Consider the following 26,449-nt stretch of genomic DNA (forward strand, 5'->3'; position numbering starts at 1 on the left):
ACTCATTCTGGCACTCTGGCATGACGAGTGCAAGCCGCCGACGCCCGGCGCGGCGACACGCGCCGAACCGCCGCCGAGGGCGCGCGGGAGGAGGGTCGACGCGGGGTCAGGCGACGACGCGGACCGACTCGGCCTGCGGGCCCTTCTGACCGGCACCGACGGTGAACTCGACCGTCTGCCCCTCCTCGAGCACCCGGAATCCGGACATGTCGATGTTGGAGTAGTGGACGAAGACGTCCTGGCCATCGGTGACGGTGATGAAGCCGAAACCCTTCTCGGCGTTGAACCACTTGACGGTACCCTGGGCCATGCGAATCTCCTGATGCTGCGGTGGGACGTCGCAATGCTAACCAGCGCTCGCGGCGCGAAAACGCCGATCCGGCAACTGTTGACACGCGCGCATCGAAGTGTTCACACGCGTGAAACACTCCCCCGCGGAGGTCGCGTCCGCGCGGTGTCAGCCGGCCGGCGTGGCGCCGGCATCCGTGCGATCGGCGCCGATCACGACGACCAGCAGCGTGCTGCCGTCGCCGCCGGCCAGCCCCGCATAGGCGTCGCTGAGGGAGACCGTCGCACCGCCGATGACCTGCGCGAGGCCGCGGGCGGCGCCCTCCTCGGCGGGATCCGAATAGAACACGGTGGTGGTCTCGAACCCCGTCGAGCCGGCATCGCCGGCCGTGACGTCGTCGGCGGCCCAGCCGGCGGCCACGATGGTCTGGGCGAGCGCGCCGGCGAGCCCCGACTGCGTGGTGGCGTTGAGCACGGTCACCTTGAACGACGTGTCGACGACGGGCTCGGCCGTCGCGATCGGCGTCGGGGTCGCGCTCGGCGTCGGGAACAGGGTCACGCGGCCCGTCGCGACCAGCGTGCCGAAGATGCCGACGGCGACGAGGACGACGATCGCGATCGCCGACCACAGCACCACCACGCCCCCGCGCATCCGCGGGTTCTCGGCGCGATGAGCACCGATGCGGCCCCCGTCGAGGGGCAGATCATCGAAGCGGTCCTGGTGAGCGGGGGTTCTCGGCACCACAGAATGCTATCGGCCCGTTCCCGTGGGAACCGCGGGAACGGCGGCGCGGCCTGCGCGCTCGCGTTCGCGTGCCTCGCGCAACCGGCGCAGCCGGTGCACGAGCATCGCATCGTAGGCGGCCGCGTCCGGCTGGTCGACGACCCGGCCGAGGAGCTGGTAGTAGCGCGCCGGCGCGAGCCCGAGCTCCGCGCGGATCGCCTCCTCCTTGGCCGCATCGTGACCGCTCCAGCGCGACTCGAAGTCGAGGAGCAGGCGGTCACGGTCGGCGAGGGGCACACTTCACGCTAACGCGGCGAGGACGTTTCCCCCTCGCGCCACTCCAGCCAGGAGCCGAGCGGATCGGCCATCGCCACGATGCGCCCGTCGAGGGCGAGGGCGAACCCGTCCGACGACGGCTCCTGCGCGTGCGCTCCCGCCTGCCAGCCGCGATGCAGCGTCGGGGCGTCGAGGGTGATCCACCGTCCCGCAGCGCGCACGTCGTCGATGAGGACGTGGCGGGCATCCCACGGGATGTGGGCCAGCACCCCCGGGGTCTGGATGACGAGTGTCGCCTCCCGCGGCGCCGCGGCGACGGCGCGGGCCAGCTGGGCGGAGCCGTCGCCGGCGAGGAGCAGCGGCGGGTCGGCCGCCGCGATGCGCAGCGCGTCGGCGACGCGTTCGACGCGGCCCTCCTCGCCCGGCCAGACGAGACCGGTCAGCCAGGCGGTCGTCGCGGGATCGGTCGGCGCGAGCGGTGCCAGGTCGATCCCGGCGCGCCAGACGATCGTCGGAGAGCGCAGCGGCGGTACGAGCGGGCCGCGCAGCACGCTGCGCAGGACCACCTCCGACGTGCCGTCGTCGGGGTCGAGGGCGATCTCGCCGTCCGGCGTCGCGTAACGGTAGGAGTAGCGGTCGGGGTAGAGGCAGAGTCCGGCGCTCGCACCGATCTCGAGCAGGGCGATCGGCCCGTCGATCAGGCTGAGCGCGGGCAGCAGAGCGGCGCACCGCAGCGGCTCGTTCGTCTGGAGCGACCGGCGGGCGCACTCCCCGACGACCTCGTCGGCGTGGCGCAGGAGCCACTCCCGCCACACCGCGTAGGGCGGCTCGCCGGAGCCCAGCAGGCGCGCGACGGCGAAGACGAGCGGCGGCTGACGGTGCATCGGGGCGATCCGCGCCAGGACGGACTGCACCGTCCGGTCTGCGGCGACGCCGGCCGCCCAGTCGGCGTACACGGCCGAGCGCCCGGGCGCCTCCTTCCGCGCGAAGCGCGCGTAGCGTTCCGCGACCGCGGCGATCTCTGCATCCACGGGCTCCATTCTCGCCGGGACGGAGCACGCCCCCGCGACGTCGGGTTGAATGGAGGTGGACTAAGGAGCCAGATATGACCTACCACGTCACCAAGACCGACGAGCAGTGGCGTTCGGAGCTGACCCCCGAGCAGTACGCCGTCCTCCGTCAGGCAGGGACGGAGCGCGCATGGACCGGCGAGCTCCTCGACGAGAGCCGCGCGGGTCTCTACACGTGCGCCGCGTGCGGCGCCGAGCTCTTCCAGAGCGGCACGAAGTTCGACTCGCACTGCGGGTGGCCGAGCTTCTACGAGTCGGTGCGGCCGGAGGCCGTGGAGCTCATCGAGGATCGCAGCCACGGCATGGTGCGTACGGAGGTCCGCTGCGCGAACTGCGGGTCCCACCTGGGCCACGTCTTCCCCGACGGCTTCGGCACGCCCACCGGCGACCGGTACTGCATGAACTCGCTGTCGCTCTCGTTCACGCCGCAGGGCGAGGCGGACGCGTCGTGATCGACGCAGTCACCGACTACCCCGCCCTCGCGGCGGTGCGCGGGCGGCGGTCGTGGTCGAAGGTGACGGATGCCGCCCCGACCCGTGCCGAGCTGCTCACCCTGGTGTCGGCGGCCGGCCGGGTCGCCGACCACTCGTCTCTGCGCCCGTGGCGGGTGATCGAGCTGCGCGGCGATGACCGGCTGGCCCTCGGTGCGGCCATCGCGACGGCCGAGGGCGACGACAAGCCCTCGACGAAGCCGTTGCGGGCACCGCTCGTGCTCGCGATCGTCGCCAGCTACCGCAAGAGCGACAAGGTGCCCCGCTGGGAGCAGGAGGCCGTCGCCTCGGGCGTCGCGCACATGCTGAGCCTGCTGCTGGACGAAGCGGGCTGGGGCGTGATCTGGCGCACGGGTCGCTACACCCGCGCCAAGGCCGTCGCGAAGGCGCACGGTCTCGGCACGGACGAGGAGCTGCTCGGGTGGCTCTACGTCGGCGGCAAGCCGCAGGGCGCGCGCCCGGGACGGCGGACCTCGGTCGACCCTCGATCGCACCTGACGCGGATGCCGGCGGCGACGGTCTCCGGCGAGAAGGCGGACGCCGCCGCGGCGAAGGCGAAGGCGAAGAAGAAGGTCAAGAAGAAGAAGAAGGACTAGTCCGCCGGCGCCGCCACGGCGCGGCGGCGATGACGACGGACGTCCCGGCCACGAGCACCATCAGCAGCTCCGTGACCCAGCCCGGGCCCGAATCGGCGGGCCACAGCGCGTCGATCGCGAACGCGGTGCCGAGCTGGCCGACGACCACCCCCAGGCCCAGCAGCAGCACACCCGTGTGGGCGACGAGAGCCGCCGACAGGAAGATGTAGGCGACACCGACGACGCCTCCGAGGTACAGCCAGCCGGCCGAGGGGAGCTCGGCGGGCGGTCCCACCAGCGCGACGTGGACGGCCGCCGCGATCGCGAGCACGATCGTCCCGCCCAGGAAGTTGACGAAGGTCGCCGTCAGGGGCGTGCCCACGCGCTGACGAAGTCGTCCGTTGGTCGCCTGCTGCCACGCGATGCCGACGCCCGCCAGGAACGGCAGCAGCAGCATCCACCACGGGATGCGGTCGAGCACGCCGCCCTGCAGGGAGATGCCGACGGCGACGAGCGCGAGCATGCCGCCCGCGACACGCGGCATGGTGACGGCGACGACGCCGGCCGGGCCGTAGCCGATGCGGTCGAGGACGAGTCCGTTGAGCGTCTGCCCGGCGACGACGCCCACGGTGAACAGCGACACGCCGATGACCGCGACGGCGAGCCCCTGCGTGGCGACGGTGAGCGCTCCGGCCAGGCCGCCCCCCAGCATCCACCAGGGGATCGTGCGCGCACGGATGCCGAGGACGAGCGCCGTGACGCCGCGACGGCCGGCCGGCAGGACGGCGGAGAGCACGACGAGCACGGCCAAGCCGGAGGCGAAAGAGACGACGGCGGCGACGAAGCCGTCGCCGATGTGCAGACCGAGCTGGCCGTTGATGCGCGCCTGGATGGCCGTCAGCACACCGACGAGCACGGCACCCCCGAGGGCGACGCCGGCGGGCAGCCGGTGCGTCGTCGGAGGTGTCACGAGTCCTCAGCCTATCCGGGCAGGACGGCGGGACCCGGCTGCTCAGTCGTAGCCGAGGATGCAGATCGCTTCGGTGATCGGGTCGGGTTCGGTACGCGGGTCGTGCTCGTCCACGAGATCGAATCTAGGGGCGTCCGACGCGGGAGGCCAGCCGCATCGCCGTGCATAACGACAACGCTCTCCGCGCGCCGACCTCTGGACGCGGGTTGCACGACGCACACGACCGCTATATCTTCTTTTCTACACGATCGATCCCTGATTATATACACCAAACGTCACAGTTTGTGTCCCTCGGGATCATGATCATCGCGGAGCCAACGGAGGACCCCTGATGCAGACATCGCCCGTCTCGGAGTACGACGTCGTCGTCGTGGGTGCGGGAGCAGGTGGGCTCGCCGCCGCCGTGACCGCCGCTCACGGCGGAAGCTCCGTGCTCGTGCTCGAGGCGGCGGAGGTCTGCGGAGGCGCGACGGCATGGTCGGGCGGGTGGCTGTGGGCACCGCGGTCACTGCTCGCCACCCGCGAAGGCGTCGATGAGTCGCTGGACGACGTCAGCGCCTACCTGCGTGCCGTGCTCGGGGACGACTACCAGGAGGACCGGGTGCGGGCCTTCCTGGAGGCGGCCCCCGAGATGATCGAGTTCTTCCACACCCGGACCGCGCTCGAGTTCGTGCCCGGCTCGAAGATCCACGACATCTACGGCGATCTGCCCCATGCCGGCACCGGCAACCGCTCCGCCGCCCCGAAACCGATCAACGCGCGCCGGCTCAGCCGCTCGGTGCGGGCGCTCCTTCGCGGTCAGCTCTACGAGACGTCCTTCCTCGGGATGGGGATCATGGCCGGACCGGACCTCGGCGCGTTCCTCGCGGCGGCCCGCGGCGACCTGCGGGGTCTGTGGCACTGCACGTGGCGGGTCGGGCTCCACCTCGTCGATCTCGTGCTCCACCGCCGCGGCATGCAGCTGGTCAACGGCACCGCCCTGGTGGGCAGACTGCTGCAGTCCGCGGAGGACGCGGGAGTCGAGATCCGCGTCAGCTCCCCCGCCCGCGCGCTGACGACGGATGCCGAGGGCCGTGTCACCGGCGTCGTCACCCAGACGCCGGACGGAGAACGCACCTTCGTCGCGCGCGCCGGCGTCGTGCTGGCCGCCGGAGGCTTCCCGAACGACGTCGAACGTCGGCGCGACCGGTTCCCCCGCACCCCCACGGGCACGGAGCACTGGACCCTGGCACCGGCGACCGCCGACGGCACGGGCATCTCGCTCGGAGAGAGCGTCGGCGGACGCCTCCAGCAGGGCGCCGCCGCCGGCGCGTGGTGCCCCGTGTCGCTCATCACCTATCGCACGACGGGGCGCACCGGCGTGTTCCCACACATCATGGACCGCGCCAAGCCCGGCAGCATCGGCGTCATCAGCACGGGCGAGAGGTTCGTCAACGAGGCCAACGGGTACTACGACTACGTGACCGGCATGTTCGCGGCGGTGCCGGCGGGCGAGCCGGTCCAGTCGTGGCAGATCGCCGACGCGACCTTCGTGCGACGGTTCCCGCTCGGCATGGCCCGGCCGCGCCCCGTGCCACTGCTGCCCTACCTGCGCAACGGCTACCTCGTGAAGGCGCCGACCCTGCGCGAGCTCGCCGCGCGATGCGGGATCGATCCGGACGGACTCGAACGCACCGTCGCGGAGTTCAACCGCGACGCCCGCGCCGGCGTCGACACCCGGTTCGGGCGGGGACGCACCGCCTTCAACCGCTACGGCGGTGACGCCTCCGTCACGCCGAACCCCTCGCTCGCCCCCCTCGAGAAGGGGCCGTTCTACGCCGTCCGCGTGCTGCCCGGCTCGTTCGGCACCTTCGCGGGGTTGGCCACCGATGCGAGCGCGCGCGTCGTGGATGCCGACGACCGCCCCATCCCGGGGCTCTACGCCGTCGGCGCCGACCAGGCCAACGTCATGGGCGGCCACTACCCCGCCGGCGGCGTCAACATCGGGCCCGCGCTGACCTTCGGCTACGTCGTCGGACGCGACCTCGCCCGCATCGAGACGGCGGTGGTCCGGTGATGCGCGAGATGGGGGTGGCGCACCTCACGCTGCTGACGCTCACGCCGCCCGAGCTGGTCGACATCGCGGCCGCGGCCGGCTTCGGCTTCGTCGGCATCCGCGTCCGGGCCGTCACGACCCAGGAACGCGCGTTCGACATGCGACCGGGCTCGCCGATGCTCGCCGAGACGCTCGCGAGACTCCAGCACACGGGACTGACCGTCCGCGACGTCGAGTTCCTGCCGCTCACTGCCGGGGTCGGACGCGAACAGTGGCTCCCCGCCCTCGAAGCCGGTGCCGCCCTCGGCGCGTCGGCGCTGACGGTCACCGGGGCCGACCCCGACCGCGCACGGCTGATCGACACGCTCGCGGGGCTGACACAGGATGCCGCGGCCCACGGCATCCGCCCGCTGCTGGAGCCGATCTCCTACCAACCCGTCGGCCGCGTCGACGACGCCGCCGCGATCGCCCGCGAGACCGGCGCGGCCCTCATGCTCGACCCGCTCCACATCTGGCGGGGCGGATCGTCGCTCGACGACATCCGCGGCCTCGAAGCCTCGCTCGTGCCGGTGCTCCAACTGTGCGACGCGCCGCCGACCGCCCCGTGCGGCGACGACCGGGTGGCCGCACTGCAAGGCGAAGCCCGCGCGCAGCGGCTGCTGGTCGGCGAAGGCGGGCTGCCGTTGGCGGGGCTCCTCGAGGCCGTACCACCCGGCACTCCCGTGAGCGTCGAGATCCCCCACGCGCGCCTGCAGGCGCGCCTGCGTCCGCTCGCCTACGCCCGCCGGGTCGCTCGGAGCACCCGAGACCTGCTGGAGCGCGTCGATCGGACCCGTCCCTCGCCCGCCGCGGAGGCGGCCGGGCACATCGTCGTCGAAGGAGAGCGCTCATGACCGCCACGACCCCCCGCACCCCGCATGCCGAGAGCGCGGTCGCCGCGACGGCGCGCCCCGGCGACACGGTCGTCGATCTTCTCGTGCTCGGCACCGGGGCCGCAGGCCTGTCGGCCGCCGTCACCGCCGCCGCGAGCGGGCTGGAGACGCTGGTGCTCGAGAAGACCGAGTACCTCGGGGGGACGACCGCCTACTCCGCCGGCACCTGCTGGGTGCCCGGTCACCGTCATCAGCGCGCACAGGGGCTCGCGGACGAGAGAGCGGAGGCCTCGCGCTACCTCGACGCGGTGGTCGGCGACAAGGCGCCCCGTGAGATCCGGGAGGCCTACCTCGACCGCGGCCCCGAGATGATCGACTGGTTCCACGACCTGGGAGTGCGGTTCTGGCATTCCCGCACGGTGGTCGACTACCACCCCGAGGAGGACGGAGCCGGTGTCGGCCGCGCCCTGGAGCCGGAGACCTTCGACGGGCGCCGCCTGGGCTACGAGGACTTCCGGCGCGTCCGGCCGCCCGTGCCGGAGTTCGCCCTGTTCGGCGGCACGCTCATGGTGCGCCGGGCGGAGGTGAACCGCCTGCTGGAGCTGTTCCGCTGGTCGCCGCGGGCGGCCGCCACGGCGCTCTCCCTCGGCATCCGCTGGTTCTTCGATCGCCTGCGCTACCCCCGCGGCACCCGTCTGGCGATGGGCAACGCCCTCGTCGCGAACCTCTTCCACACCCTCACGGCGCGCGGCGGCCGAGTCTCGTTCAGCAGCACCGCGAAGGAGCTGCTGATCGAGGACGGCCGCGTCGTCGGCGCGATCGTGGAGGCGGACGGGCGTGAGCGGCGCGTGCTCGCGCGGCGCGGCGTCGTGCTCGCCGGCGGCGGGTTCGCGGCCTCCCACGCGTGGCGGGAGGCGCATCTGCCCGCCCCGACGCCCCAGTTCACCCGCGCCGCCGAGGGGGCCACGGGCGACACGCTCGCCCTCGGCCTCGCCGCGGGCGCCGCGCTCGGACCGGATCACGGCGACAACGGCTTCTGGTTCCCCAGCTCCATCGGCCGGCGCCGCGACGGGTCGCTCGTCGTCTTCCCGCACATCTGGGACCGTGCCAAGCCCGGCATCGTCGCGGTGACCGCCTCGGGACGCCGCTTCGTCGACGAGTCGGTGTCGTACCACCGGTTCGTCCGCGCCATGTACGCCGCCCAGGCCCGCGACGAGGCCATCCCGGCGTGGCTGATCATCGATGCCCACGCCCTGCGCGAGTACGGCCTCGGCATGATCCGCCCGCACACCCCCGGGCGCGCGCTGCGCCGCTATGTCTCGGACGGCTACATCCACCGCGCCGGAACGATCGCCGAGCTCGCGCGACGGATCGGCGTCGACCCGGACGGGCTCGCCGAGACCGTCCGGGTCAACAACCGCTCCGCCGTCACGGGCGTCGACGAGGAGTTCGGAAAGGGCACGAGCCCGTTCGGCCATCAGTACGGCGACGCGCGCCACCGCCCCAACGTCAACCTCGGACCGATCCGCAGGGCGCCCTTCTACGCCCTTCCCCTCGTCCCGACCCCGCTCGGCACCGCGCGGGGACTGCGGATCGACACGGAGGCCCGCGTGCTCGACGCGCACGGCCGACCGATCGCCGGGCTGTACGCGGCCGGAAACGACGCGGACTCCCCGATGGCCGCCGAGTATCCCGGCGCCGGCGGGCAGGTAGGCGCGGGCATGACCTTCGGCTACATCGCCGCGCGCCACGCGGCATCCGCCGCGCCTTCCTCCCCCGCGGAGGGTGCCGTGGGGATCGCGACGACGGAGGCACGGTCATGACCGCCCCGAACCTGCGGACCCTCGCCACCGCACTCGACCAGATCGGCGTGGTCGTCGCCGACCTCGATGCCGCCGCGGCGGGGATGCGCGCGGCGTTCGGCATCGAGCCACGGCTGCGCACCACTGCCCGCTACCGCGGTGCACGCTATCGCGGGTCGAGCCTGGACACGGAGGTCGATGCGCTCTTCTACGACCTGTTCGGCATCGAGATCGAGTTCCTCGCGCCCCGCGGCGGCCCCGACATCTGGCAGGAGTTCCTCGACGAGCACGGCCCGGGACTGCACCACATCCGCTTCGCGGTGGACGATCACGACGCCGTCGTCGCGGCGATGGCTGCGGCGGGCATGCCCGTCCATCAGGAGGGGGACTCGGTGCGCGGCGGCGGCGTCCGCTACGCCTACTTCGACGCGCGCCCGACGCTGGGCTTCTTCCTCGAGATCCTGTCCACGCCCGTGTGAGCGCTCCGACATGGACATCGGCAGCCGTTATGCTCGCGAGGTGGAGATCCGCTGGCTCGAAGCCTTCGTCGTCGTCGCCGAGGAGCTGCACTTCGGACGCGCGGCCCAACGCCTGCACGTCGCGCAGTCGCCGCTGAGTCAGACCATCCGCCGACTCGAGGCGAGCATCGGCACCGAGCTCTTCGAGCGCAACACGCGCAGCGTCGCACTGACGCCGGCCGGGCGGGCGCTGCTGCCGATGGCCTACCGCGTGATCCAGGACCTCGCCCTGGCCACCGAGGCCGCGCGCGCGGCCTCCGGCGCCATCCGCGGCACCGTGCGCATCGGGTTCTCGGGCGCGTTCAACCACTTGACCCTGCCGGCGCTGGCGCGCGCGGCCCGGCGGGAGCTGCCGGAGGTGGACCTGCAGCTGGTCAGTCGCGTCCGCACCCGCGATGGGCTCGCCAAGCTGCGCAGCGGCACCCTCGACCTGGCGTTCGTCGGGCTGCCGGTCGCCGCCGAGGGCATCGACTCCCGCATGATCGCCCGCACGCGTCTGGGCGCGGCCCTGCCGATCGATCATCCCCTGGCCGATGAGCCGGCACTCCACGCGCGTCAGCTGGCCGAGGACGACTTCCTCTCGATGCCGACGGACGGCTCGTCCGCCATGGCCGAGGGGCTCATCCGCTGCTGCGTCGCCGCGGGCTTCCGCCCGAACATCGTGCAGGAGGTGGCGGACCCCTACATGATGCTGACCCTCGTCGCGGCGGGCATCGGCGTGACGATCACCGCCGAGGATCTGGCGCCGATCATGCCGCAGGGGGCCCGGTGGGTGGAGCTGCTCGACGAGCCGCAGTACATGCGGCACGGCATCGCCTGGCTCAAGGACGACCAGAGCGCCGCGCTCCGGGCGGTGCTCGACCTCGCGGAGCGCATCCTGCCGACACCGGAAGATTAAGCGCAGAATCCTCTTTGTTTCAGACAAACCTAGTTCTGGACGCGACACAATAGGGATGCCACGCTGTCGGGAGCGCATCGCACACGCGACCGCACCCCACAGAACAACGGCGTCTGGCCTCAGCGCCCTCGAACGAAGGCAGAGCACATGTCAACGACGACATCTCCTCCCCGGAAGAAGAACAACGCGCGCATCGCCGCCGTCTCAGGATTCATCGGCAGCGCACTGGAGTACTACGACTTCTTCATCTACGCGTCCGCCGCGGCGTTGATCTTCCCGCACCTGTTCTTCCCCGCCGGCGAGCCCGGCGTGGCGACGCTGCTGTCGTTCGCCACGGTCGGCGTCGCCTACGTCGCCCGCCCGTTCGGTGCCGTGCTGTGGGGACACGTCGGAGACCGGTGGGGACGCAAGAAGGCGCTGCTGGCCTGCCTGTCCATCATGGGCGTGGCGACCTTCCTCGTCGGCTGCCTGCCGACGTGGGACGCGATCGGGGTCGCCGCGCCGATCATCATCGTCGCGCTGCGCCTGATCCAGGGCGTGTCGGCCGGCGGTGAGTCCCCGGGCTCGAGCGCACTGACGCTGGAGCACGCCCCCGACCGTCACCGCGGCTTCTTCACGAGCTGGACGATGTCCGGCATCATGTTCGGCATCGTGATCTCGAGCCTCGTGTTCATCCCGATCGCGGCCCTCCCCGAGGACGCGCTGCTCAGCTGGGGCTGGCGTGTGCCGTTCTGGGCATCGCTCGCCGTGACCGTCGTCGCGATCGTCCTGCGCCGCATGCTGGACGAGCCGGAGGTGTTCGAAGAGGTGAAGGAGACCGAGGAGGTCGCGAAGATCCCGCTGGTCACCCTCTTCCGCTACAACGGCGGCACCGTCCTGCGCGTGACGCTGATGTCGCTGTTCACCGTCGTCAACACGATGTTCAACGTGTTCGTCCTGGCCTACGGCACGACCGTCGCCGGCATCCCGCGGGCGAACATGCTCATCATCATCACCGTCGCCAACTTCGCCGCGGTCTGCTTCGGCCCGATCGCCGGGGCACTGTCGGACCGGATCGGACGAAAGCCCGTCTTCCTCGTCGGCCTCGTGCTGCAGTCGATCACGATCTACGCCGTGCTGGCCGCCGTCGACGCCGCGAACATGCCGCTGGTGTGGGCGCTGAGCATCTTCCTCATCGGCATCGCCTACACCCTGTCCAACTCGGTGTACCCGGCCTACTTCCCGGAGCAGTTCCCGGCGCGCGTGCGCTACACCGGCATGGCGGTCAGCCTGATGCTCGGGCTCGTCCTGGCCGGCTTCACGCCCGCGATCGCGCAGGGCTTCGTGACGGGCGAGGGCAACGAGCAGAACTGGCCCGCGGTCGCGTTCTTCACGATCGGCATCGTCCTGATCTCGGGAATCGCGACCGTGTTCGCCCCCGAGACCTCGCGGACGCCCACGGCGCACCTCGGTCTGAGCCGGCGTCAGCTCGCGGAGATCGATCGCCGCACCGAGACCGGCGAGGCGCTCACGCAGTCGGTGCGCACGACGCCCTACGACCGCTTCAGCCGCCGCTGAACACCAGGATGCCGGGCGCCGCCGCCGTCACCGGCGCGGCTCCCGGCATCCGCGTCCCCAGAAACGGAACCCCATGACACGCTCCTACCTCGTCGGACTCATCGGCTCGGGGATCGGGTCGTCGTCGACGCCCGCCCTGCACGAGAGCGAGGCCGACGCGCACGGCGTGCGCTACCTCTACCGCACGATCGACATCGACGCCCTCGGCCGGACGGCCGCCGACGGCGCCGAACTCGTGCGGCAGGCGCAGGAACTCGGCTACGACGCACTGAACATCACCCACCCCTGCAAGCAGACCGTCCTGTCGGCGCTCGACGAGCTCTCCCCCGACGCCGAGCTGCTGGGCGCCGTGAACACGGTGGTGTTCCGCGACGGCCGCGCGATCGGCGCGAACACCGACCATTCGGGCTTCGCCCAGGGCCTGCGCGACGGGCTGGACTCCCCCGCGCTCGACCGCGTCGTCCTGCTCGGCTCGGGCGGAGCGGGCTCGGCCATCGCCTACGCCCTCCTGAACGCCGGCACGCGGGTGCTGTCGGTCTTCGACCCCGTCGTCGAACGCGCCCAGGCGGTGCGCACGGCGCTGGGCGCGGCCTTCCCGGGAGCGGAGATCGTGGCGATCGGCGCCGACGAGCTCGCGGCGGCGATCGGAGCGGCCGACGGACTGGTCAACGCGACCCCCATCGGCATGGTGGGCCACCCCGGCATCCCTGTCGACCCGTCGCTGCTGCACTCCGGCCTCTGGGTCGCCGACGCGATCTACCGGCCGCTGCGCACGGAGCTGATCGAGACGGCGCAGGCCCTCGGGTGCGCGGTTCTCGACGGCGGGCGGATGGTGGTCGGCCAGGCCGCCGACACCTTCCGGCTGATCACGGGACGGGACGCGGATCCGGAGCGGATGCGGGCCCGCTTCCTCGCGCTGACGGGCGCGACTCAATAGTCGGCGCGGCCGCCGGAGAGGTCGAAGGTGGCTCCGGTCGTGAAGCCGCACTGATCGCTCGCGATCCAGGCGACGGTCGCCGCCACCTCCTCCACCGTCAGGAAGCGCCCCATCGGGATGAGGGCGCGCGTGCGCTCGATGAACTCGTCGGTCAGCTGCGAGAACAGCTCCGTTCGCACCATGACGGGCGCGATGGCGTTCACGGTCACGCCGTCGGCGATCAGCTCGCGCGCCAGCACCTTGGTCATGCCGACGACGCCGTGCTTCGCGGCGGTGTAGGCCGACAGCGAGGCGGTCGCCTCTTTGCCGGCGATCGAGGCGACCGTGATGACGCGTCCGTAGCCGCGTTCGCGCAGGTGCGGCACGACGGTCTTGGCCGTCAGGAAGGCGCCGGTGAGGTCGAGATCGACCACCCGTCGCCACGCGTCCGCGTCGTAGTCCCAGAGGGGTCCGACCGGGCCGGTGATCCCCGCGGAGGAGACCACGACGTCGACCTTGCCCACGCGGCGCAGCGTCTGGTCCATCGCGTCGCGCAACGACCGCTCGTCAGTGACGTCCGCCGTCAGCAGCGCGGCGGGCTCCCACGATCCGGCGAAGGCGGCGGGCTCGCGATCCCACACGGACACGTCGGCACCGGATGCCGCGAACAGCGCCCCGATGCCGGCGCCGATCCCGCGCGCCCCTCCCGTGATGACGACGGACGTGTCTCGGAAGTCGAAAGTCACCTGCGACATGCCCGCCACGGTAGCGCGCCCATTTGAACGGGATCAAGCATAAACAATGACTGATTCAGTCGTTCTGTTCACACTATCTTCGTCACATACTGGAGTCCGTGAGCCCAGACGAAGGAGTCATCATGCCGACGTTCGCCGTGTCATACGCCTACGCGCCCGGCAGCGAGGAGACCCGCGCCGCGCACCGCCCGGCCCACCTCGCCTTCCTGCAGGGACTGCACCGTGCGGGCATCCTGTACATGAGCGGCCCCCTCGCCGGCACCGACCCGAGCGCGCTGCTGATCCTCCAGGACACCGACCGCGTCACGCTGAGCGCCCGCCTGGACGAGGACCCGTTCTTCACCGAGGGCCTCATCGCGCAGCGCACCGTCGCCGAGTGGAACGTGTTCTTCGATCCGCGGAACACGGTCTCCTGATGCGCACCGCCCGCACCGTCGCCCGCGGAACGCTCTCGTTCGACGAGATCGCCGAGCCGCAGCCGCGCGCCGGCCACGCCCGTGTGCGCATCCACGCCGTGAGCCTGTGCGGCACCGACCTGCACATCTTCGACGACGACTTCCCCACGCAGCTGCCCCTCGTGCAGGGGCACGAGATGTCGGGCACCGTGATCGACGCCGACCCCGCCGCCGCATTCTCCCGCGGCGAGCGCGTCGCGATCGATCCGCTGGTCGCGTGCGGCGACTGCCCCGCCTGCCGGCGCGGGCGCTCTCACGTCTGCCCGCACCTGTCGGTGCGCGGATGCTACGAGGACGGCGGATTCGCCGAGGTCGTGAGCGTCCCGGTCGACCGGCTGCACCGGGTGCCCGACGACCTCGCGCTGGATGCGGCGGCCCTCGGCGAACCGGCGTCGATCTCCCTGCAGGCCGTCGCACGCGCCGGAGCCCAGCCCGGCGAGACGGCGCTCGTCCTCGGATGCGGGCCGATCGGGCTGCTGGCGACGCTCGGACTGACCGAACGCGGCGTGACGGTGATCGCGGCCGACACCGACGCCGAGCGCGTCGCCCGCGCGCGGGAGTTCGGCGCGGCTCACGCGCTCCGCGTGGCCGACGGATTCCCCGACGACGAGCAGCGAGCGCTGCTGTCCGCCCTCACCGACGGTGCCGGACCCGATGTCGTCATCGAAGCGACGGGAGTGCCCGCGTCGCTGGAGAACGCCGTCCGCCTGATCGCGGCCGGCGGGCGCATCGTGCAGGTCGGGATCTCGCCCCGCCCCGCCCGCATCACGGTCAAAGACCTCACCGACAAGGAGATCGAGCTGCACGGCAGCCGCAACAGCCGCGGCCTGATCCCGGACGGTCTCGCGATGCTCGCGCGCCACCCCGCGGCCACCGCGGCGCTCCTCACCCACCGTTTCCCCTTCAGCGACCTCCCGGAGGCGTTCCGCACGATGGCCGACCCGTCCATTCCCACCGGCAAGATCCTCGTCCTGCTCTCTCCGGAGACGGAGGCCACGGCGTGAGCGGCGTCCTCGCGGGAGTCGAGCAGCTGCCGCCCGCCGTCGACGTGCTCGTGCTGGGCTCGGGGGCGGCCGGTCTGGTCGCGGCCCTGCGGGCGGCGGATGCCGGCGCCGTCGTCTGCGTCGCCGAGAAGTCCGACCGCCTGGGCGGCACCACGTGCGCCGGCGGCGGTGTCATCTGGGCCCCCGCCACCGACATCGCGGCCGCGGCGGGCTTCGCCGACAGCCCCCGCGCAGGGCGCGACTACCTCGCCGCCGCCTCCGGGCACGTCATGGATGCCGAGACGATCGAGTGGTACGTGGAGACGATCCGGGAGGCGATCGCCTATCTCGACACCGCGACGCGCGTCGGTCTCGCTCCCCTGGCCCGTCCCGACTATCGCGGCGAATGGCCGGGAGCGGCCGCGGGCGGACGCTCGCTGGACAACGAACCGTTCGACCCCGCGCCCTTCCCCGGGCTCGCGGAGGCGCTTCGTCCGCCGTCCTACTTCCCGCTGCTGACGATGGCCGAGCGCGACGACCTGGACGGTCGGGCCGCCGATCCGACCCTGCTGGCCGACCGCGCCGCCCGCGGCGTGCGCACGATGGGAGGAGCCCTCGTCGGGTCTCTCGTCGCGAGTGCGCTGGACCGCGGCATCCGGGTGGTGCGCGGCGTCCGCGCCGACGGACTGGAACGTGCGGGCGGCCGGTGGCGGGTCTCCTTCGCCGAGACGACCGTCACCGCCGGCGCGGTCGTGGTCGCGACCGGAGGCTTCGAGTGGAACGCGCGCCTGCGGGCCGCCTTCCTCCCCTTCGACGTCACCCCGATCAGTGCCCCGTCGAACGAGGGCGACGGGCTCGAGCTGGGGCTGGCGCTCGGCGCCGCGGTCGCAGACATGACCGAGATCTGGGGCGTGCCGGTGCTCGCCCCTCCGGAGCAGGTCTACGACGGCGCACCGTCGGGACGGATGGGCAACGTCGAGATGACGCTGCCGGGTTCGCTCACGGTCAACGCGGCCGGCGAGCGCTTCGTCAACGAGGCCCTCGCGTACGCCGACACGTGCCGCATGTTCGGCGACACCGATCCCGTGACCGGCCGGCCACGCAACAGCCCGGCGTGGCTGGTGTTCGACGCGGCGTTCGCCCAGCGTTACCCGATCGCCGGGTCGGCGACGGGCGCGGCCCCGGACTGGGCGGTGACCGCGCCGTCGGTGCGCGAGCTCGGCATCGCCATCGGCGTCGATCCCGACGGGCTGGAGACGACGGTGGCCCGCTTCAACCGGGATGCCGCCACCGGCGTGGACACGGTGTTCGGGCGGGGCGCGAGCGCCCAGGACCGGTTCCTCGGCGACGCGACGCACACCCCGAACCCGTGCCTGGCCCCCCTGTCCACACCGCCGTACGCCGCCGTCCCCGTGCGGGCCGGGGCGCTCGGCACCTCGGGAGGCCTCCTGACCGATCGCGACAGCCGCGTGCTCTCGTGGAGCGGAACCCCGATCGAGGGGCTGTTCGCCGCGGGCAACGTCTCCGCCGGGGTCTTCCGGGGCACCTATCCGGGAGGGGGTGCGACGCTCGGCTCCGCCGTCGCACGCGCCTTCGTCGCCGGTCCTGCGGCCGCGGCCGCGGCGCGCGCCGCGCGCACGCTCGTGGGGGCCGGGCGATGAGGGTCGCGCTCGTGGGAGCAGGCGCGATCGGGCGCACGCACGCCGACACGATCGCCGCGACCGCCGGGTTCGACCTCGCCGGCATCGCCGACCCGTTCGACGCGGCCGGGCTCGTCGCCGAGCGGTACGGGACGCGGCACCACCGCGACCATCGGACGCTGATCGAAGCGGAACGACCCGACGCCGCCATCATCGGCACGCCGAACGAGCTGCACGTTCCCCAGGCGCTGGACTTCATCGCCGCGGGCATCCCCGTCCTCGTCGAGAAGCCGGTCGCCGTCGACCTGGCCGACGCCCTGACCCTCGTCGCGGCGTCCGATGCCGCCGACGTGCCGGTCCTCGTCGGGCATCACCGGCGCCATCATCCGGTCGCCGCGAGGGCGAAGCAGATCATCGCGGCCGGAACCCTGGGACGCCTCGTCGCCGTGAGCGTCACCTCGTTCCTCGCCAAGCCGGACGACTACTTCGACATCGCCTGGCACCGCACCGCCGGCACCGGCGGAACGTTCCTGATCAACCTGATCCACGAGATCGATCTGCTCCGCTACCTCGTCGGCGAGATCACCTCGGTGACGGCCCTCGCCTCCACCGCGACCCGCGGCCTGGAGGTCGAGGACACCGGCGCGCTCGCGTTCGCGTTCGACTCGGGGGCACTGGGCACCCTCATCGTCTCCGACACCGTCGCGGGGCCGTGGAGCTGGGATCTGACGGCCGGCGACTCGCCGCGCTTCCCCGCCCATCCGGTCGACTCGCACCGTGTCGGCGGCGTCGAGGCGTCGCTGACGCTGCCGACCCTGGAGGTGTGGCGCCACGACGGCGAGCGCACCTGGACGAACCGGATGCACCCGCAGCCCGCCGATCGGGGCGTCGAGGACGGCGACACGAGCCCGTACGTCCGGCAGCTGCGCCATTTCGGCGAGGTCGTCGCACGCCGGACGGAGCCTCTCGTCAGTGCGCGCGAAGGCGCCCGGAACCTCGCGGTGATGGATGCCGTCGCGCGGGCCGTCGCGACCGGGACGACCGCGACGGTGCACGCGGTGTGAGGCGCGCCGCTCAGGGCCCGCCGGGGACGTCGAAGGCGTGCGACACGATGAGGGCGGCGGCGGCGTCATCGCCGAAGGCGGCCAGCACCGCGGCAGCGTCCTCGGGGGCTGTCGCGGCGGTCGCGACCGCACCGGAGAACACGGTGTCGATGGCGACGGCGGCGGGCAGGGCGCCGAGCAGACGCACTCCCCGCTCGCCGACGAGCTCGCTCGCCTGCTGGAAGCCGAGGTCGACGCGGCGTTCGCGCAGCAGGCGGGCGACGGGGACGCCGGGCGGCGCCTGGACGAGGCGATCGCGCAGCTCGTCGTCGAGTCCCAGTTCGGCGATCAGCGCCACGAGGGCCACCCCGCTCGGACCGGTCGAGTAGCCGATCCGCCGCGCCCCGCGCAGCGCGTCACGCAGCCCCGCGACGTCGTCGAAGGCGGGCCGACCGGTCGCGACGGCGACGGCATCCTCGGGTGCGGGGACGGCCACCGCCACGTGGGACAGCAGCAGCGGCGTCACCGTGTCGGCGCGCACATGGCCGTCCCGCGCGAGTGCGCGCAACGCGTCGTCCGCCAGGAACACGAGGTCGACCCTCTCCCCCGCCGCGACGCGGCGCCCGGCATCCACTCCGCCGACGGACTCGAGCTCCACGGCCGGCAGACCGGCCGCCTCCGCCGCGGCGGCGAGGTCGGCGAGCACGTGCCGGGTCGCCATCGACGAGATCGCCTTCACGCGGCATCCTCGAACGTCTCGGCATCCACCTCTGCCGCGCCGCGGTCGTTGTACCGCGCCCCCGCGACGGTTGCGGTGTCGATCAGCGCGCTCGCACGGTCGAGGATGTCGGGGGCGATGCGGAGGTCGGCCGCATCGAGGTTGTCGCGCAGATGGTCCGCACGTGTCGTCCCCGGGATCGCCACGACGTGCGGGCCGCGCGAGAGCACCCACGCCAGCGCGAGCTGGGCCGGCGTGTAGCCGCTCTCGGCGGCGAGGCGCCGCCACGCCGGCAGGAGCGCGGCGTTGGCCGACCAGTTCTCCCCCTGGAAGCGGGGCATCGCGCGGCGGATGTCGCCGTCGGGCAGGAGGTCGGGGTCGCGGATCGCATCGGCGAGGAAGCCGCGAGCGACCGGCGAGAAGGCCACCAGGACGATCCCGTCCTCCTGTGTGGCCTGCAGCATCCCGAGCTCCGGGTTGCGGCTCCACAGCGAGTACTCGTTCTGCACCGCCGCGATGGGCGCCGCCTGCTGCGCTTCGCGCAGCCGCGCGACCGACACCTCCGACAGCCCGATGGCGCCGATCTTGCCGCTCGCGACGGCGCCGGCGAGGGCGTGCACGCTCTCCCCGATCGGCACCGACTTGTCCCACCGATGCAGGTAGTACAGGTCGATGTGATCGGCCCCGAGCCGGCGCAGCGACGCATCCACCTGGGCGCGGAGGGTCTCGGGGCGTCCGTCGATCCGCTTCACGCCGTCGACGATCGCCATGCCCCCCTTGCTCGCCAGCAGCACCTCGTCGCGACGTCCCGCGATGGCGCGACCGACGAGCTCCTCGTTGCGTCCGCCGCCGTAGAGCGTCGCGGTGTCGAGGAAGGCGGCCCCGGCATCCAGCGCGCGCCGCACGAACGCGACGCCGTCCTCCACGGGCGGCGCGACCCCGTAGGCGTGGCTGAGCGGCATGCAGCCGAGACCGACGCGGGCGAGGGTCACGCGAGCTGCTCCTCGAGCATTCCCAGCACGCGATAGCAGTCGAACACCTGACGCAGCGACGAGTTCGGCTCGCGCCCCTCCCCGATCGCCGCGATGAACTCCCGGTCCTGCAGTTCGATGCCGTTCATGCTCACCGCGACGTGCGAGACGTCGATCGGCGTCTCGTTGCCGTCGACGAGATCGTCGTAGCGGGCGACGTAGGTGCCGGTGTCGCCGATGTAGCGGAAGAAGGTGCCGAACGGCCCGTCGTTGTTGAACGACAGCGACAGCGTGCAGATCGCGCCGGATTCCGCCTTGAGCTGGATCGACATGTCCATCGCGATCCCGAGCTCCGGGTGCAACGGCCCCTGGATCGCGTGGGCTTGCACGATCCTGCCCGCCTGATAGCCGAACAGATCGACCGTATGGGCCGCGTGATGCCACAGGAGGTGGTCGGTCCAGCTGCGCGGCTCGCCCTTCGCGTTGGTGTTCGTGCGCCGGAAGAAGTAGGTCTGCACGTCCATCTGCTGGATGTCGTACGCCCCGGCGGCGATCCGCTGGTGGATCCACTGGTGCGACGGGTTGAAGCGCCGCGTGTGCCCCACCATCGACACCCGGTCCGAGGCGAGCGCCGCCGCGAGCGTCTCCTCGGCATCGGCCAACGAGTCGGCGAGCGGGATCTCGACCTGGACGTGCTTGCCGGCCGCCAGCACCGCCTGCGTCTGCGCCGCGTGCAGACCCGTGGGGGTGGCGAGGATGACGGCGTCGACGTCGTCGCGCTCCAGCACGGCGTCCAGGCCGGTCACGGCCGTGGCGACGTCGTACTGACGCGCGGCCGCCTCGGTCGCCCCGGGGTCGGTGCCGCTGACGACCGTGACCTCGGCGTCGGGGATGTTCATGAGGCCGTCGAGGTGCTTCCTCCCGAAGGCGCCGGCGGCACCCACGACGGCGATACGGATCTTCTGGGTGCTCACGCGGGTACCTCTTCGACGGGACGGCTCTCGCTCTGAGACAGTACCGGTGCGGGCGCCGTCGGGTTCGAGATGACGAGGTGGCCGACGGCGGTGTTGGATGCCGGGACGTGGTAGAACCGGTGCTGCACGTCCGGCGCACCGCCGCCGAACTGGTCGTCCATCGCGCCGCGCGCGATGAGCCAGTCGACGAGCTCGATGCCCTCCGACCCCGCCTCGTCGACGTACTCCATGTGCGACCACTCCGTCAGACCCAGCGGGTCGGCGATGAGGTGGTCGAGGAAGGCGTTGTCCCATTCCTCGTTGATGAGCCCTGCGCGCGGGCCCTGCAGCTGGTGGCTCATGCCGCCGGTGCCCCAGATCTGCACGTTCAGCGGCTCGCCGTCCCATTTGTCCAGGGCGCGGCGGATGGCCTTGCCCAGCTCGTAGCACCGGCGCCCGGACGGCACCGGGTACTGGACGACGTTGACCGGCAGCGGGATGACGCGGCACGGCCACTCGTCGACGTCGCCGAAGACGAGCGACAGCGGGACGGTCAGGCCGTGGTCGACGACCATCTCGTTGACGAGGGTGAGGTCGAAATCGTCCTGGATGACCGACTGGGCGATGTGCGCGGCGAGCTCGGGATAGCCCTTCACATCGGGCACCGGCCGGGGGCCGTAGCCCTCGTCCGCCACCGGATAGTGGGCGCCGGTGCCGAGCACGAAGGTCGGGATGATGTTCGAGTCGAACGCGGTGGCGTGGTCGTTGTACACCAGGATGATCACGTCGGGCGTGTTCTCCTTCGCCCAGCGCCGCGTCCACTCGTACCCGGCGAACACCTTCTTCCAGTACGGCTCCTCGGTCTTGCCGTGGTCCATGGCCGCACCGATCGCCGGGACGTGGGAGGTGAACAGGGCCGAGGTGAACCTCGCGGGCGCGTCCTCGCGCATCGTCTCGGCCTTCTCGGTCGACGGCGGCGTCCACCCGTCGAGATCCTTCAGCCGCGCCCCCTCGGGGCGCCGGCCGCCGCCGACCATCATGTCGCGGTAGGCGGCTTCGCTCATGCCGGTCATCGAGCCGGCCATCTGCTGGAAGCTCATGCCGTGCGTGGCGCCGATCTTGCTGAGGAAGTAGATGTTGCCGCCCTCGGCCATCATCGCGTTGAGGTCGAGGTCGAGCACGGCCTGGCGCTGGGCGGGCGACAGCGGCCACTCGTCGAGGTACGCCTCGCGGTCGGCGAGGTAGCGCTCGCGGTTCTCGGGCTTCATCAGCGACATGGAGAACTGGTTGAGGTGATAACCCTTGCGCGCCTGATCGGCGTCGAAGATGATCGTGCCGGGGATCTTCTGGTAGGGCTTTTCGAGTGCCATGTCATGCTCCTTCGCGTGAGAGTTCGGGCCAGTAGAGCCGCAGCGGGTTGTCGACGAGCAGCTTGCGCTGCAGCTCGGCGGTGGTCGCGATCTGCGGGATGTAGTCGACCAGCAGTCCGTCGTCGGGCATGTGGTCCTTCAGGTTGGGATGGGGCCAGTCGGTGCCCCACAGCACGCGGTCGGGGAACTCCTCGACGACGCGACGGGCGAAGGGGACGACATCGGTGTAGGCGTGCTGCTCGCCGTCGAGGGCACGGGGGCCGGTGACGCTCAGCCGCTCCGGGCAGCTGACCTTCGTCCACACGTTGGCGTTCTCGCGCAGGAAGCGCAGGAACAGCCCGAACTCCTCGCCGTCGACGTCCTTCGTGACATCGGGGCGGCCCATGTGGTCGACGACGACGTCCGTCGGAATGGCGCTGAAGAAGTCGTACAGGTCCGGGAGGTCCTGGGCTTCGAAGTAGATCACCACATGCCACCCCCACGGCGCGACCTTCTCGACGATGCGCGAGAGCGCGTCGGTGGGGACGGAGTCGACGAGCCGCTTGACGAAGTTGAAGCGCACGCCGCGCACGCCCGCGGCGTGCAGGGCGGCGAGCTCGTCGTCGCCGACGTCGGCCCGCACCGTCGCGACACCGCGCGCCCGGTCGCCGGCCCGCTCGAGCGCGTCGACGAGAGCACGGTTGTCGGCGCCGTGACAGGTGGCCTGGACGATGACGTTGCGCGCGAAACCGAGGTGGTCGCGCAGGGCGAAGAGCTGATCGGCCGAGGCGTCGCACGGGGTGTACTTGCGCTGCGGCGCGTACGGGAACTGCGCACCGGGGCCGAACACGTGGCAGTGCGCGTCGACGGCACCGGCGGGCAGCACGAAGGCGGGGGTGCGGGGACCGTCGAACCAGTCGAGCCAGCCGGGGGTCTTCTCGAACCCGCCGGTGGTCTGTCCGTGCCGCACGGCCGCGTCGGATGCCGTCATCTCTCAGTCCTCCACGTATTCCAGGCCTGCCGCGGCCAGCGGCTCGCGCATCCCGTACAGGTCGAGCCCCAGGACGCCGTCGCGGAACCGCTGCCGCTTGCTCTCCTCGTTGGCCTCGCGGGCGGCCGCGGCGTCGGCCACCGCGCCGACCAGCGCCCGCGGGACGACGACGACGCCGTCGACGTCCGCAACGATGACGTCGCCCGGATTGACGAGGGCGTTGGCGACGACCACCGGGACGTTGACGGAGCCCAGCGTCGCCTTCACGGTGCCCTTCGCGTTGATGGCGCGGGAGAAGACCGGGAAGTCCATCCGCTCGAGGTCGGCGACGTCGCGCACGCCGCCGTCGATCACCAGGCCGGCGCAGCCGCGGGCGGCGAGCGAGGTCGCCAGCAGCTCGCCGAAGAACCCGTCCTCGCTCTCGGTGGTGCAGCCGGCGGCGATGACGTCACCGGGCCGCACCTGCTCGGCCGCGACGTGGAACATCCAGTTGTCGCCCGGTTGCAGCAGCACGGTGACCGCCGGACCGCACAGCGTCGCGCCCGTGTAGACGGGGCGGATGTAGGGGCGCAGCAGCCCGACCCTCCCCATCGCCTCGTGGACGGTCGCGACGCCGAAGTGCGAGAGCCGCTCGACGTCGGCGGGATCGGGGCGGTCGATGACGGTGCGGACCAGTCCGAGATCGTTCAGACGCATGGGGTGCCTTTCAGAGACCGCGGGCTGCGAGGGCCCGATCGATGCGGGGGTAGACGCGGCGCGCGTTGCCCTCGAAGACCTGCTCCCGCTGCGGCGCGGTCAGGGTGGGCGTGGCATCCACGTAGCGCCGGGTGTCGTCGAAGTAGTGGCCTGTGCGCGGGTCGACGTCGCGGACGGCGCCGATCATCTCGCTCGCGAAGAGGATGTTCTCGGTCGGCACGACGCGGGTGAGCAGGTCGATGCCGGGCTGGTGGTAGACGCACGTGTCGAACAGCACGTTGCCGAGGAGGTGCTCCTCGAGCTCGGGCTTGCCCAGCGCCATGGCGAGGCCCCGGAAACGGCCCCAGTGATAGGGCACGGCGCCGCCGCCGTGCGGGATCACGAAGGTGAGGTCGGGGAAGTCGCGGAAGAGGTCGCCCTTCAGCAGCTGCATGAACGCCGTCGTGTCGGCGCCGAGGTAGTGGTCTCCGGTCGTGTGGAACTGGGGCTTGCACGACGTGGACACGTGGATCATCGCCGGGATCTCGAACTCGACGAGCTTCTCGTACAGCGGATACCAGGAGCGGTCGGTGAGCGGCGGCGCGTCCCACCGTCCGCCCGACGGATCGGGATTGAGGTTGACGGTCACCGCGCCGAGCTCTTCCACGGCCCGGGTGAGCTCGTCGATCGTCGTCGCCGGGTCGACCCCGGGCGACTGCGGCAGCATGGCCCCCATCAGGAACCGGTCGGGGAAGAGCGCGCTCACGCGCGCGCAGAGGTCGTTGCAGATGCGCGCCCACGTGGCGCTCACCGTCGCGTCGCCGATGTGGTGCGCCATGAACGACGCCCGCGGGCTGAACACCGTGACGTCGCTGCCGCGCTCGTCCATGAGCCGCAGCTGGTTCGCCTCGATCGTCTCGCGGATGTCGTCGTCGGAGATCCGCAGCGCGGCCGGGTCCGGCTCCGCCCCCTCGCCGGCCGCGAAGGCGATCTGCAGGTCGCGCCAGGCGCCCAGCTGTGCCGGTGCCGTCGTGTAGTGGCCGTGGATGTCGATGATCAACGCTGGTCCTCGCCGTTCGGATGTTGCCTTACAGCGACGGTAGTCAGCGCCGTCACTGCGGTCCAATAGATTCTGCGTAAGACATCTATCGATATCCTCTATAGATGTCGCTTCCCGACCTGAACCAGTTGCGCACGTTCGTCGTGCTGTACGAGCTGCGCAGCCTGACGGCCACCGCCGACCGGCTGCACGTGACGCAGCCGACGGTCAGCTACACGCTCGCCCGCCTGCGCGAGCGCTTCGGCGATGTGCTCTTCCGACGCGAGGCGAACGCGATGGTGCCCACCGCGCGCGCGACCGCGTTGTTCGCGCCGCTGCACGAGGCGCTGGCGCAGATCGACGCGGCCGTGAGCGAGGCCGACGTGTTCGATCCGGCATCCTTCAGCGGAGAACTGGCATTGGGGCTCACCTCGATCGGCGAGCAGACGTTCCTGCCGCCGATCATGGCGAGCCTCGAGCGGGCCGCCGCTCATCCGCGGCTGCGTGTGGAGCGCGTCGACGCCGACCACGTCGAGCACGAGCTGGTGCGGGGCACCGTCGATGTCGCCATCTCCGTCTCGCACCTCGTGAGCGCGCGGCTGTGGCGCTCGCGGGTGCGCAGCGTCGAGTACGTCGCCCTCTCCTCGCACGCCCACCCGCTCCCTGAGACGGGTGCGGACATGTTCGCCGGGCGACGCTTCGTGCAGGTCTCCTCGCGCGGCGGGCACATCTTCCCCGAGCAGTCGCTGGCCGAGCAGGGCCTGATCGACCAGGTCGCGCTCAGCGTCGTCGAGTACGCCACCGTCCCGGCGGTGCTCTCCGCCACCGACCTCGTCGTGCTGCTGCCCCGACACGTCGCCGAGGTCTTCTGCGGCTGGTTCCCCGAGCTGCGGATCGCCGAGTTGCCGTGGCCTGCGCAGAGCTCCCCGGTCGCCCTCTACAGTCGGCGCGAGGCGAGCCTCACGCCGGCGCAGCGCTGGTTCCGCTCACTCGTGCTCACCGCCGTGACCTCCGGCGAGTACGAGCCGGGTCACTCCGCCGAGCCCGACCGGCGACCGCTCGAGGACTAGACGGCCCGCCCGCGGTTCCAGCTGGATTTGGCCGGGGTCAGCGGACTGCGCACGTGGATCGCCCAGGTGGAGTGGGGGTGGATGGTGAGGATGGCCCGCTGCCACCAGGACCGCTTCTCCTCCGACAGGTGGGGCAGCACGGCATCCTTGTCGAGGTCGTCCTCCGGCCGCGGACGCAGCGCCTTCCACACGAGTTGCACCTCCGGAGCTCCCGTGGGGATGCCGTCCAGGTCGAGGATCGCCGCATCCCACGGCAGCTGCAGGCGCGAGTCGCGACGGTACAGCCACGCCCGGTCCGAGCCGTCCTCCACGTTGAGTCGCACCAGCCACTGTCCACGCGCGTCGTCGTGCACGAGCACCCGCTGCACGTCCGCATCCGCGGCGATCCGCTCCCACGGCACGAACTCGCCCTCCTCGCCCGACACCCACACGCTGTGGCCGTCGGGAAGCGCGGCGATCAGGGCCGGGAGCTCGCGCGCCGTCGTGCTCGCGTCGAGGTTCGTGCGCGGGCGAATGGTCTCTCCCAGCCAGCGGTCGAGTGCCGCCCCGCCCGAGAGCCACCACCGCGCGGACGTCTGCGCGAGCACGTCCGCCACCCGCTCGGGCGACGAGGTCGCCCATGCGGTCGCGGGCGTGGGTTGCGGCTGAGACACGTGCCGGCGACAGGATTCGAACCTGAAACCCCCGCACGACGGGAGCCACCTCTGGGCCGGGCCGTCGCACCACGATGCGCGGTGTCGACGCCCCCACACTATCGACTGCGGCCCACCGCCGACCACCCGCCGACGCCGCGCGGGCGTCCCACCCGCACCCCG

28 protein-coding genes are annotated in these 26,449 nt (G+C 72.0%); 14 read left to right on the forward strand and 14 right to left on the reverse strand.

The genetic code is table 11. The features are described from left to right. Nucleotides 1–106: 106 nt before the first annotated feature. From AC6CQV_RS09480 to AC6CQV_RS09495, 4 genes are all read right to left on the reverse strand, one after another. Nucleotides 107–310, reverse strand: coding sequence for a cold-shock protein (locus tag AC6CQV_RS09480; RefSeq protein WP_005051075.1), 204 nt, complete (start codon nt 308–310; stop codon nt 107–109). Between the two features lie 147 nt (nt 311–457). Continuing rightward, nucleotides 458–1,030 (reverse strand): LytR C-terminal domain-containing protein, encoded by a 573-nt coding sequence (locus AC6CQV_RS09485; RefSeq protein WP_498259321.1) that lies wholly within the window; start codon nt 1,028–1,030, stop codon nt 458–460. Nucleotides 1,031–1,039: 9 nt separating this feature from the next. Then, nucleotides 1,040–1,309: a DUF3263 domain-containing protein gene (locus tag AC6CQV_RS09490; protein ID WP_060959857.1), complete on the reverse strand. Its 270-nt coding sequence runs from the start codon at nt 1,307–1,309 to the stop codon at nt 1,040–1,042. A gap of 8 nt (nt 1,310–1,317) precedes the next feature. Next, on the reverse strand, nt 1,318–2,328 hold the full coding sequence (locus AC6CQV_RS09495; protein WP_498259322.1) for a DUF2332 family protein: 1,011 nt from the start codon (nt 2,326–2,328) through the stop codon (nt 1,318–1,320). Nucleotides 2,329–2,393: 65 nt separating this feature from the next. Here AC6CQV_RS09495 and msrB point away from each other — a divergent pair, with 65 nt between their 5' ends. Continuing rightward, nucleotides 2,394–2,810 carry a peptide-methionine (R)-S-oxide reductase MsrB gene (gene msrB / locus AC6CQV_RS09500; protein ID WP_060959858.1) on the forward strand — a complete coding sequence of 139 codons (417 nt, stop codon included), beginning with the start codon at nt 2,394–2,396 and terminating at the stop codon, nt 2,808–2,810. Next, complete coding sequence (locus tag AC6CQV_RS09505) at nt 2,807–3,445, forward strand: nitroreductase family protein (RefSeq protein ID WP_060959859.1); 639 nt, start codon at nt 2,807–2,809, stop codon at nt 3,443–3,445. Before msrB ends, AC6CQV_RS09505 begins: the two co-directional genes overlap by 4 nt. On the opposite strand, the gene AC6CQV_RS09510 is transcribed toward AC6CQV_RS09505, so the two are convergent. Then, a complete protein-coding gene (locus AC6CQV_RS09510) occupies nt 3,423–4,394 on the reverse strand; it encodes a DMT family transporter (protein ID WP_060959860.1) in 972 nt (323 codons plus the stop codon). The two genes, AC6CQV_RS09505 and AC6CQV_RS09510, sit on opposite strands and share 23 nt — an antisense overlap. 331 nt (nt 4,395–4,725) lie before the next feature. Here AC6CQV_RS09510 and AC6CQV_RS09515 point away from each other — a divergent pair, with 331 nt between their 5' ends. The 7 genes from AC6CQV_RS09515 to AC6CQV_RS09545 all read left to right on the forward strand — a co-directional run bounded on the left by AC6CQV_RS09515 (nt 4,726) and on the right by AC6CQV_RS09545 (nt 13,013). Beyond that, nucleotides 4,726–6,450, forward strand: coding sequence for an FAD-dependent oxidoreductase (locus AC6CQV_RS09515; RefSeq protein WP_498259323.1), 1,725 nt, complete (start codon nt 4,726–4,728; stop codon nt 6,448–6,450). After that, nucleotides 6,450–7,322 carry a sugar phosphate isomerase/epimerase family protein gene (locus AC6CQV_RS09520; protein WP_498259324.1) on the forward strand — a complete coding sequence of 291 codons (873 nt, stop codon included), beginning with the start codon at nt 6,450–6,452 and terminating at the stop codon, nt 7,320–7,322. The genes AC6CQV_RS09515 and AC6CQV_RS09520 overlap by 1 nt, the downstream gene beginning before the upstream one ends. After that, nucleotides 7,319–9,124 (forward strand): FAD-dependent oxidoreductase, encoded by a 1,806-nt coding sequence (locus AC6CQV_RS09525; protein ID WP_082808071.1) that lies wholly within the window; start codon nt 7,319–7,321, stop codon nt 9,122–9,124. Before AC6CQV_RS09520 ends, AC6CQV_RS09525 begins: the two co-directional genes overlap by 4 nt. Then, entirely contained in the window at nt 9,121–9,582 is a 462-nt protein-coding gene (locus tag AC6CQV_RS09530) for a VOC family protein (protein WP_061782271.1), read from the forward strand. Before AC6CQV_RS09525 ends, AC6CQV_RS09530 begins: the two co-directional genes overlap by 4 nt. 40 nt (nt 9,583–9,622) lie before the next feature. Then, nucleotides 9,623–10,519, forward strand: a complete 897-nt coding sequence (locus AC6CQV_RS09535) for a LysR family transcriptional regulator (protein WP_060959925.1) — start codon at nt 9,623–9,625, stop codon at nt 10,517–10,519. A gap of 147 nt (nt 10,520–10,666) precedes the next feature. Beyond that, a complete protein-coding gene (locus tag AC6CQV_RS09540) occupies nt 10,667–12,076 on the forward strand; it encodes an MFS transporter (protein WP_082734171.1) in 1,410 nt (469 codons plus the stop codon). 73 nt (nt 12,077–12,149) lie between these two features. Next, nucleotides 12,150–13,013 (forward strand): shikimate dehydrogenase, encoded by an 864-nt coding sequence (locus AC6CQV_RS09545; protein ID WP_498259325.1) that lies wholly within the window; start codon nt 12,150–12,152, stop codon nt 13,011–13,013. Here the strand turns inward: AC6CQV_RS09545 and AC6CQV_RS09550 are convergent. Next, on the reverse strand, nt 13,007–13,747 hold the full coding sequence (locus tag AC6CQV_RS09550; RefSeq protein ID WP_060959865.1) for an SDR family NAD(P)-dependent oxidoreductase: 741 nt from the start codon (nt 13,745–13,747) through the stop codon (nt 13,007–13,009). The two genes, AC6CQV_RS09545 and AC6CQV_RS09550, sit on opposite strands and share 7 nt — an antisense overlap. Before the next feature lie 122 nt (nt 13,748–13,869). On the opposite strand from AC6CQV_RS09550, the gene AC6CQV_RS09555 reads away from it, so the two are divergent. From AC6CQV_RS09555 to AC6CQV_RS09570, 4 genes are read left to right on the forward strand one after another with little or no spacing between them, the layout of a single operon-like run. Continuing rightward, a complete protein-coding gene (locus AC6CQV_RS09555) occupies nt 13,870–14,163 on the forward strand; it encodes a YciI family protein (protein ID WP_498259326.1) in 294 nt (97 codons plus the stop codon). Next, a complete protein-coding gene (locus AC6CQV_RS09560; protein ID WP_498259327.1) occupies nt 14,163–15,206 on the forward strand; it encodes an alcohol dehydrogenase catalytic domain-containing protein in 1,044 nt (347 codons plus the stop codon). Before AC6CQV_RS09555 ends, AC6CQV_RS09560 begins: the two co-directional genes overlap by 1 nt. Next, nucleotides 15,203–16,846, forward strand: coding sequence for an FAD-dependent oxidoreductase (locus AC6CQV_RS09565; protein ID WP_498259328.1), 1,644 nt, complete (start codon nt 15,203–15,205; stop codon nt 16,844–16,846). Before AC6CQV_RS09560 ends, AC6CQV_RS09565 begins: the two co-directional genes overlap by 4 nt. An 11-nt stretch (nt 16,847–16,857) precedes the next feature. Continuing rightward, on the forward strand, nt 16,858–17,889 hold the full coding sequence (locus AC6CQV_RS09570) for a Gfo/Idh/MocA family protein (RefSeq protein WP_498259329.1): 1,032 nt from the start codon (nt 16,858–16,860) through the stop codon (nt 17,887–17,889). 10 nt (nt 17,890–17,899) lie between these two features. Here the strand turns inward: AC6CQV_RS09570 and AC6CQV_RS09575 are convergent, their stop codons facing one another. From AC6CQV_RS09575 to AC6CQV_RS09605, 7 genes are read right to left on the reverse strand one after another with little or no spacing between them, the layout of a single operon-like run. Then, nucleotides 17,900–18,607, reverse strand: coding sequence for a substrate-binding domain-containing protein (locus tag AC6CQV_RS09575; protein ID WP_498259330.1), 708 nt, complete (start codon nt 18,605–18,607; stop codon nt 17,900–17,902). Next, nucleotides 18,604–19,578, reverse strand: a complete 975-nt coding sequence (locus AC6CQV_RS09580) for an aldo/keto reductase (RefSeq protein ID WP_498259331.1) — start codon at nt 19,576–19,578, stop codon at nt 18,604–18,606. The genes AC6CQV_RS09575 and AC6CQV_RS09580 overlap by 4 nt, the downstream gene beginning before the upstream one ends. Beyond that, nucleotides 19,575–20,531 carry a Gfo/Idh/MocA family oxidoreductase gene (locus AC6CQV_RS09585; RefSeq protein ID WP_498259332.1) on the reverse strand — a complete coding sequence of 319 codons (957 nt, stop codon included), beginning with the start codon at nt 20,529–20,531 and terminating at the stop codon, nt 19,575–19,577. Before AC6CQV_RS09585 ends, AC6CQV_RS09580 begins: the two co-directional genes overlap by 4 nt. After that, entirely contained in the window at nt 20,528–21,880 is a 1,353-nt protein-coding gene (locus tag AC6CQV_RS09590) for a protocatechuate 4,5-dioxygenase subunit alpha/beta (protein WP_205282504.1), read from the reverse strand. Before AC6CQV_RS09590 ends, AC6CQV_RS09585 begins: the two co-directional genes overlap by 4 nt. Before the next feature lies 1 nt (nt 21,881). Beyond that, entirely contained in the window at nt 21,882–22,850 is a 969-nt protein-coding gene (locus tag AC6CQV_RS09595) for an amidohydrolase family protein (RefSeq protein WP_498259333.1), read from the reverse strand. A 3-nt stretch (nt 22,851–22,853) separates the two neighbouring features. After that, nucleotides 22,854–23,546 carry a 4-carboxy-4-hydroxy-2-oxoadipate aldolase/oxaloacetate decarboxylase gene (gene ligK, locus AC6CQV_RS09600; RefSeq protein WP_060959873.1) on the reverse strand — a complete coding sequence of 231 codons (693 nt, stop codon included), beginning with the start codon at nt 23,544–23,546 and terminating at the stop codon, nt 22,854–22,856. Nucleotides 23,547–23,556: 10 nt separating this feature from the next. Continuing rightward, the gene (locus AC6CQV_RS09605) at nt 23,557–24,585 is read right to left on the reverse strand and encodes an amidohydrolase family protein (protein WP_060959874.1); all 1,029 of its coding nucleotides are present in this window, start codon (nt 24,583–24,585) and stop codon (nt 23,557–23,559) included. A gap of 104 nt (nt 24,586–24,689) precedes the next feature. Between AC6CQV_RS09605 and AC6CQV_RS09610 the strand changes: the two genes are divergently transcribed. After that, on the forward strand, nt 24,690–25,634 hold the full coding sequence (locus tag AC6CQV_RS09610) for a LysR family transcriptional regulator (protein ID WP_498259334.1): 945 nt from the start codon (nt 24,690–24,692) through the stop codon (nt 25,632–25,634). On the opposite strand, the gene AC6CQV_RS09615 is transcribed toward AC6CQV_RS09610, so the two are convergent. Continuing rightward, the gene (locus AC6CQV_RS09615) at nt 25,631–26,287 is read right to left on the reverse strand and encodes a nucleotidyltransferase domain-containing protein (RefSeq protein ID WP_498259335.1); all 657 of its coding nucleotides are present in this window, start codon (nt 26,285–26,287) and stop codon (nt 25,631–25,633) included. The two genes, AC6CQV_RS09610 and AC6CQV_RS09615, sit on opposite strands and share 4 nt — an antisense overlap. Nucleotides 26,288–26,449 lie beyond the last annotated feature (162 nt).

The sequence above is a fragment of the Microbacterium sp. EG9 genome (assembly GCF_059759475.1).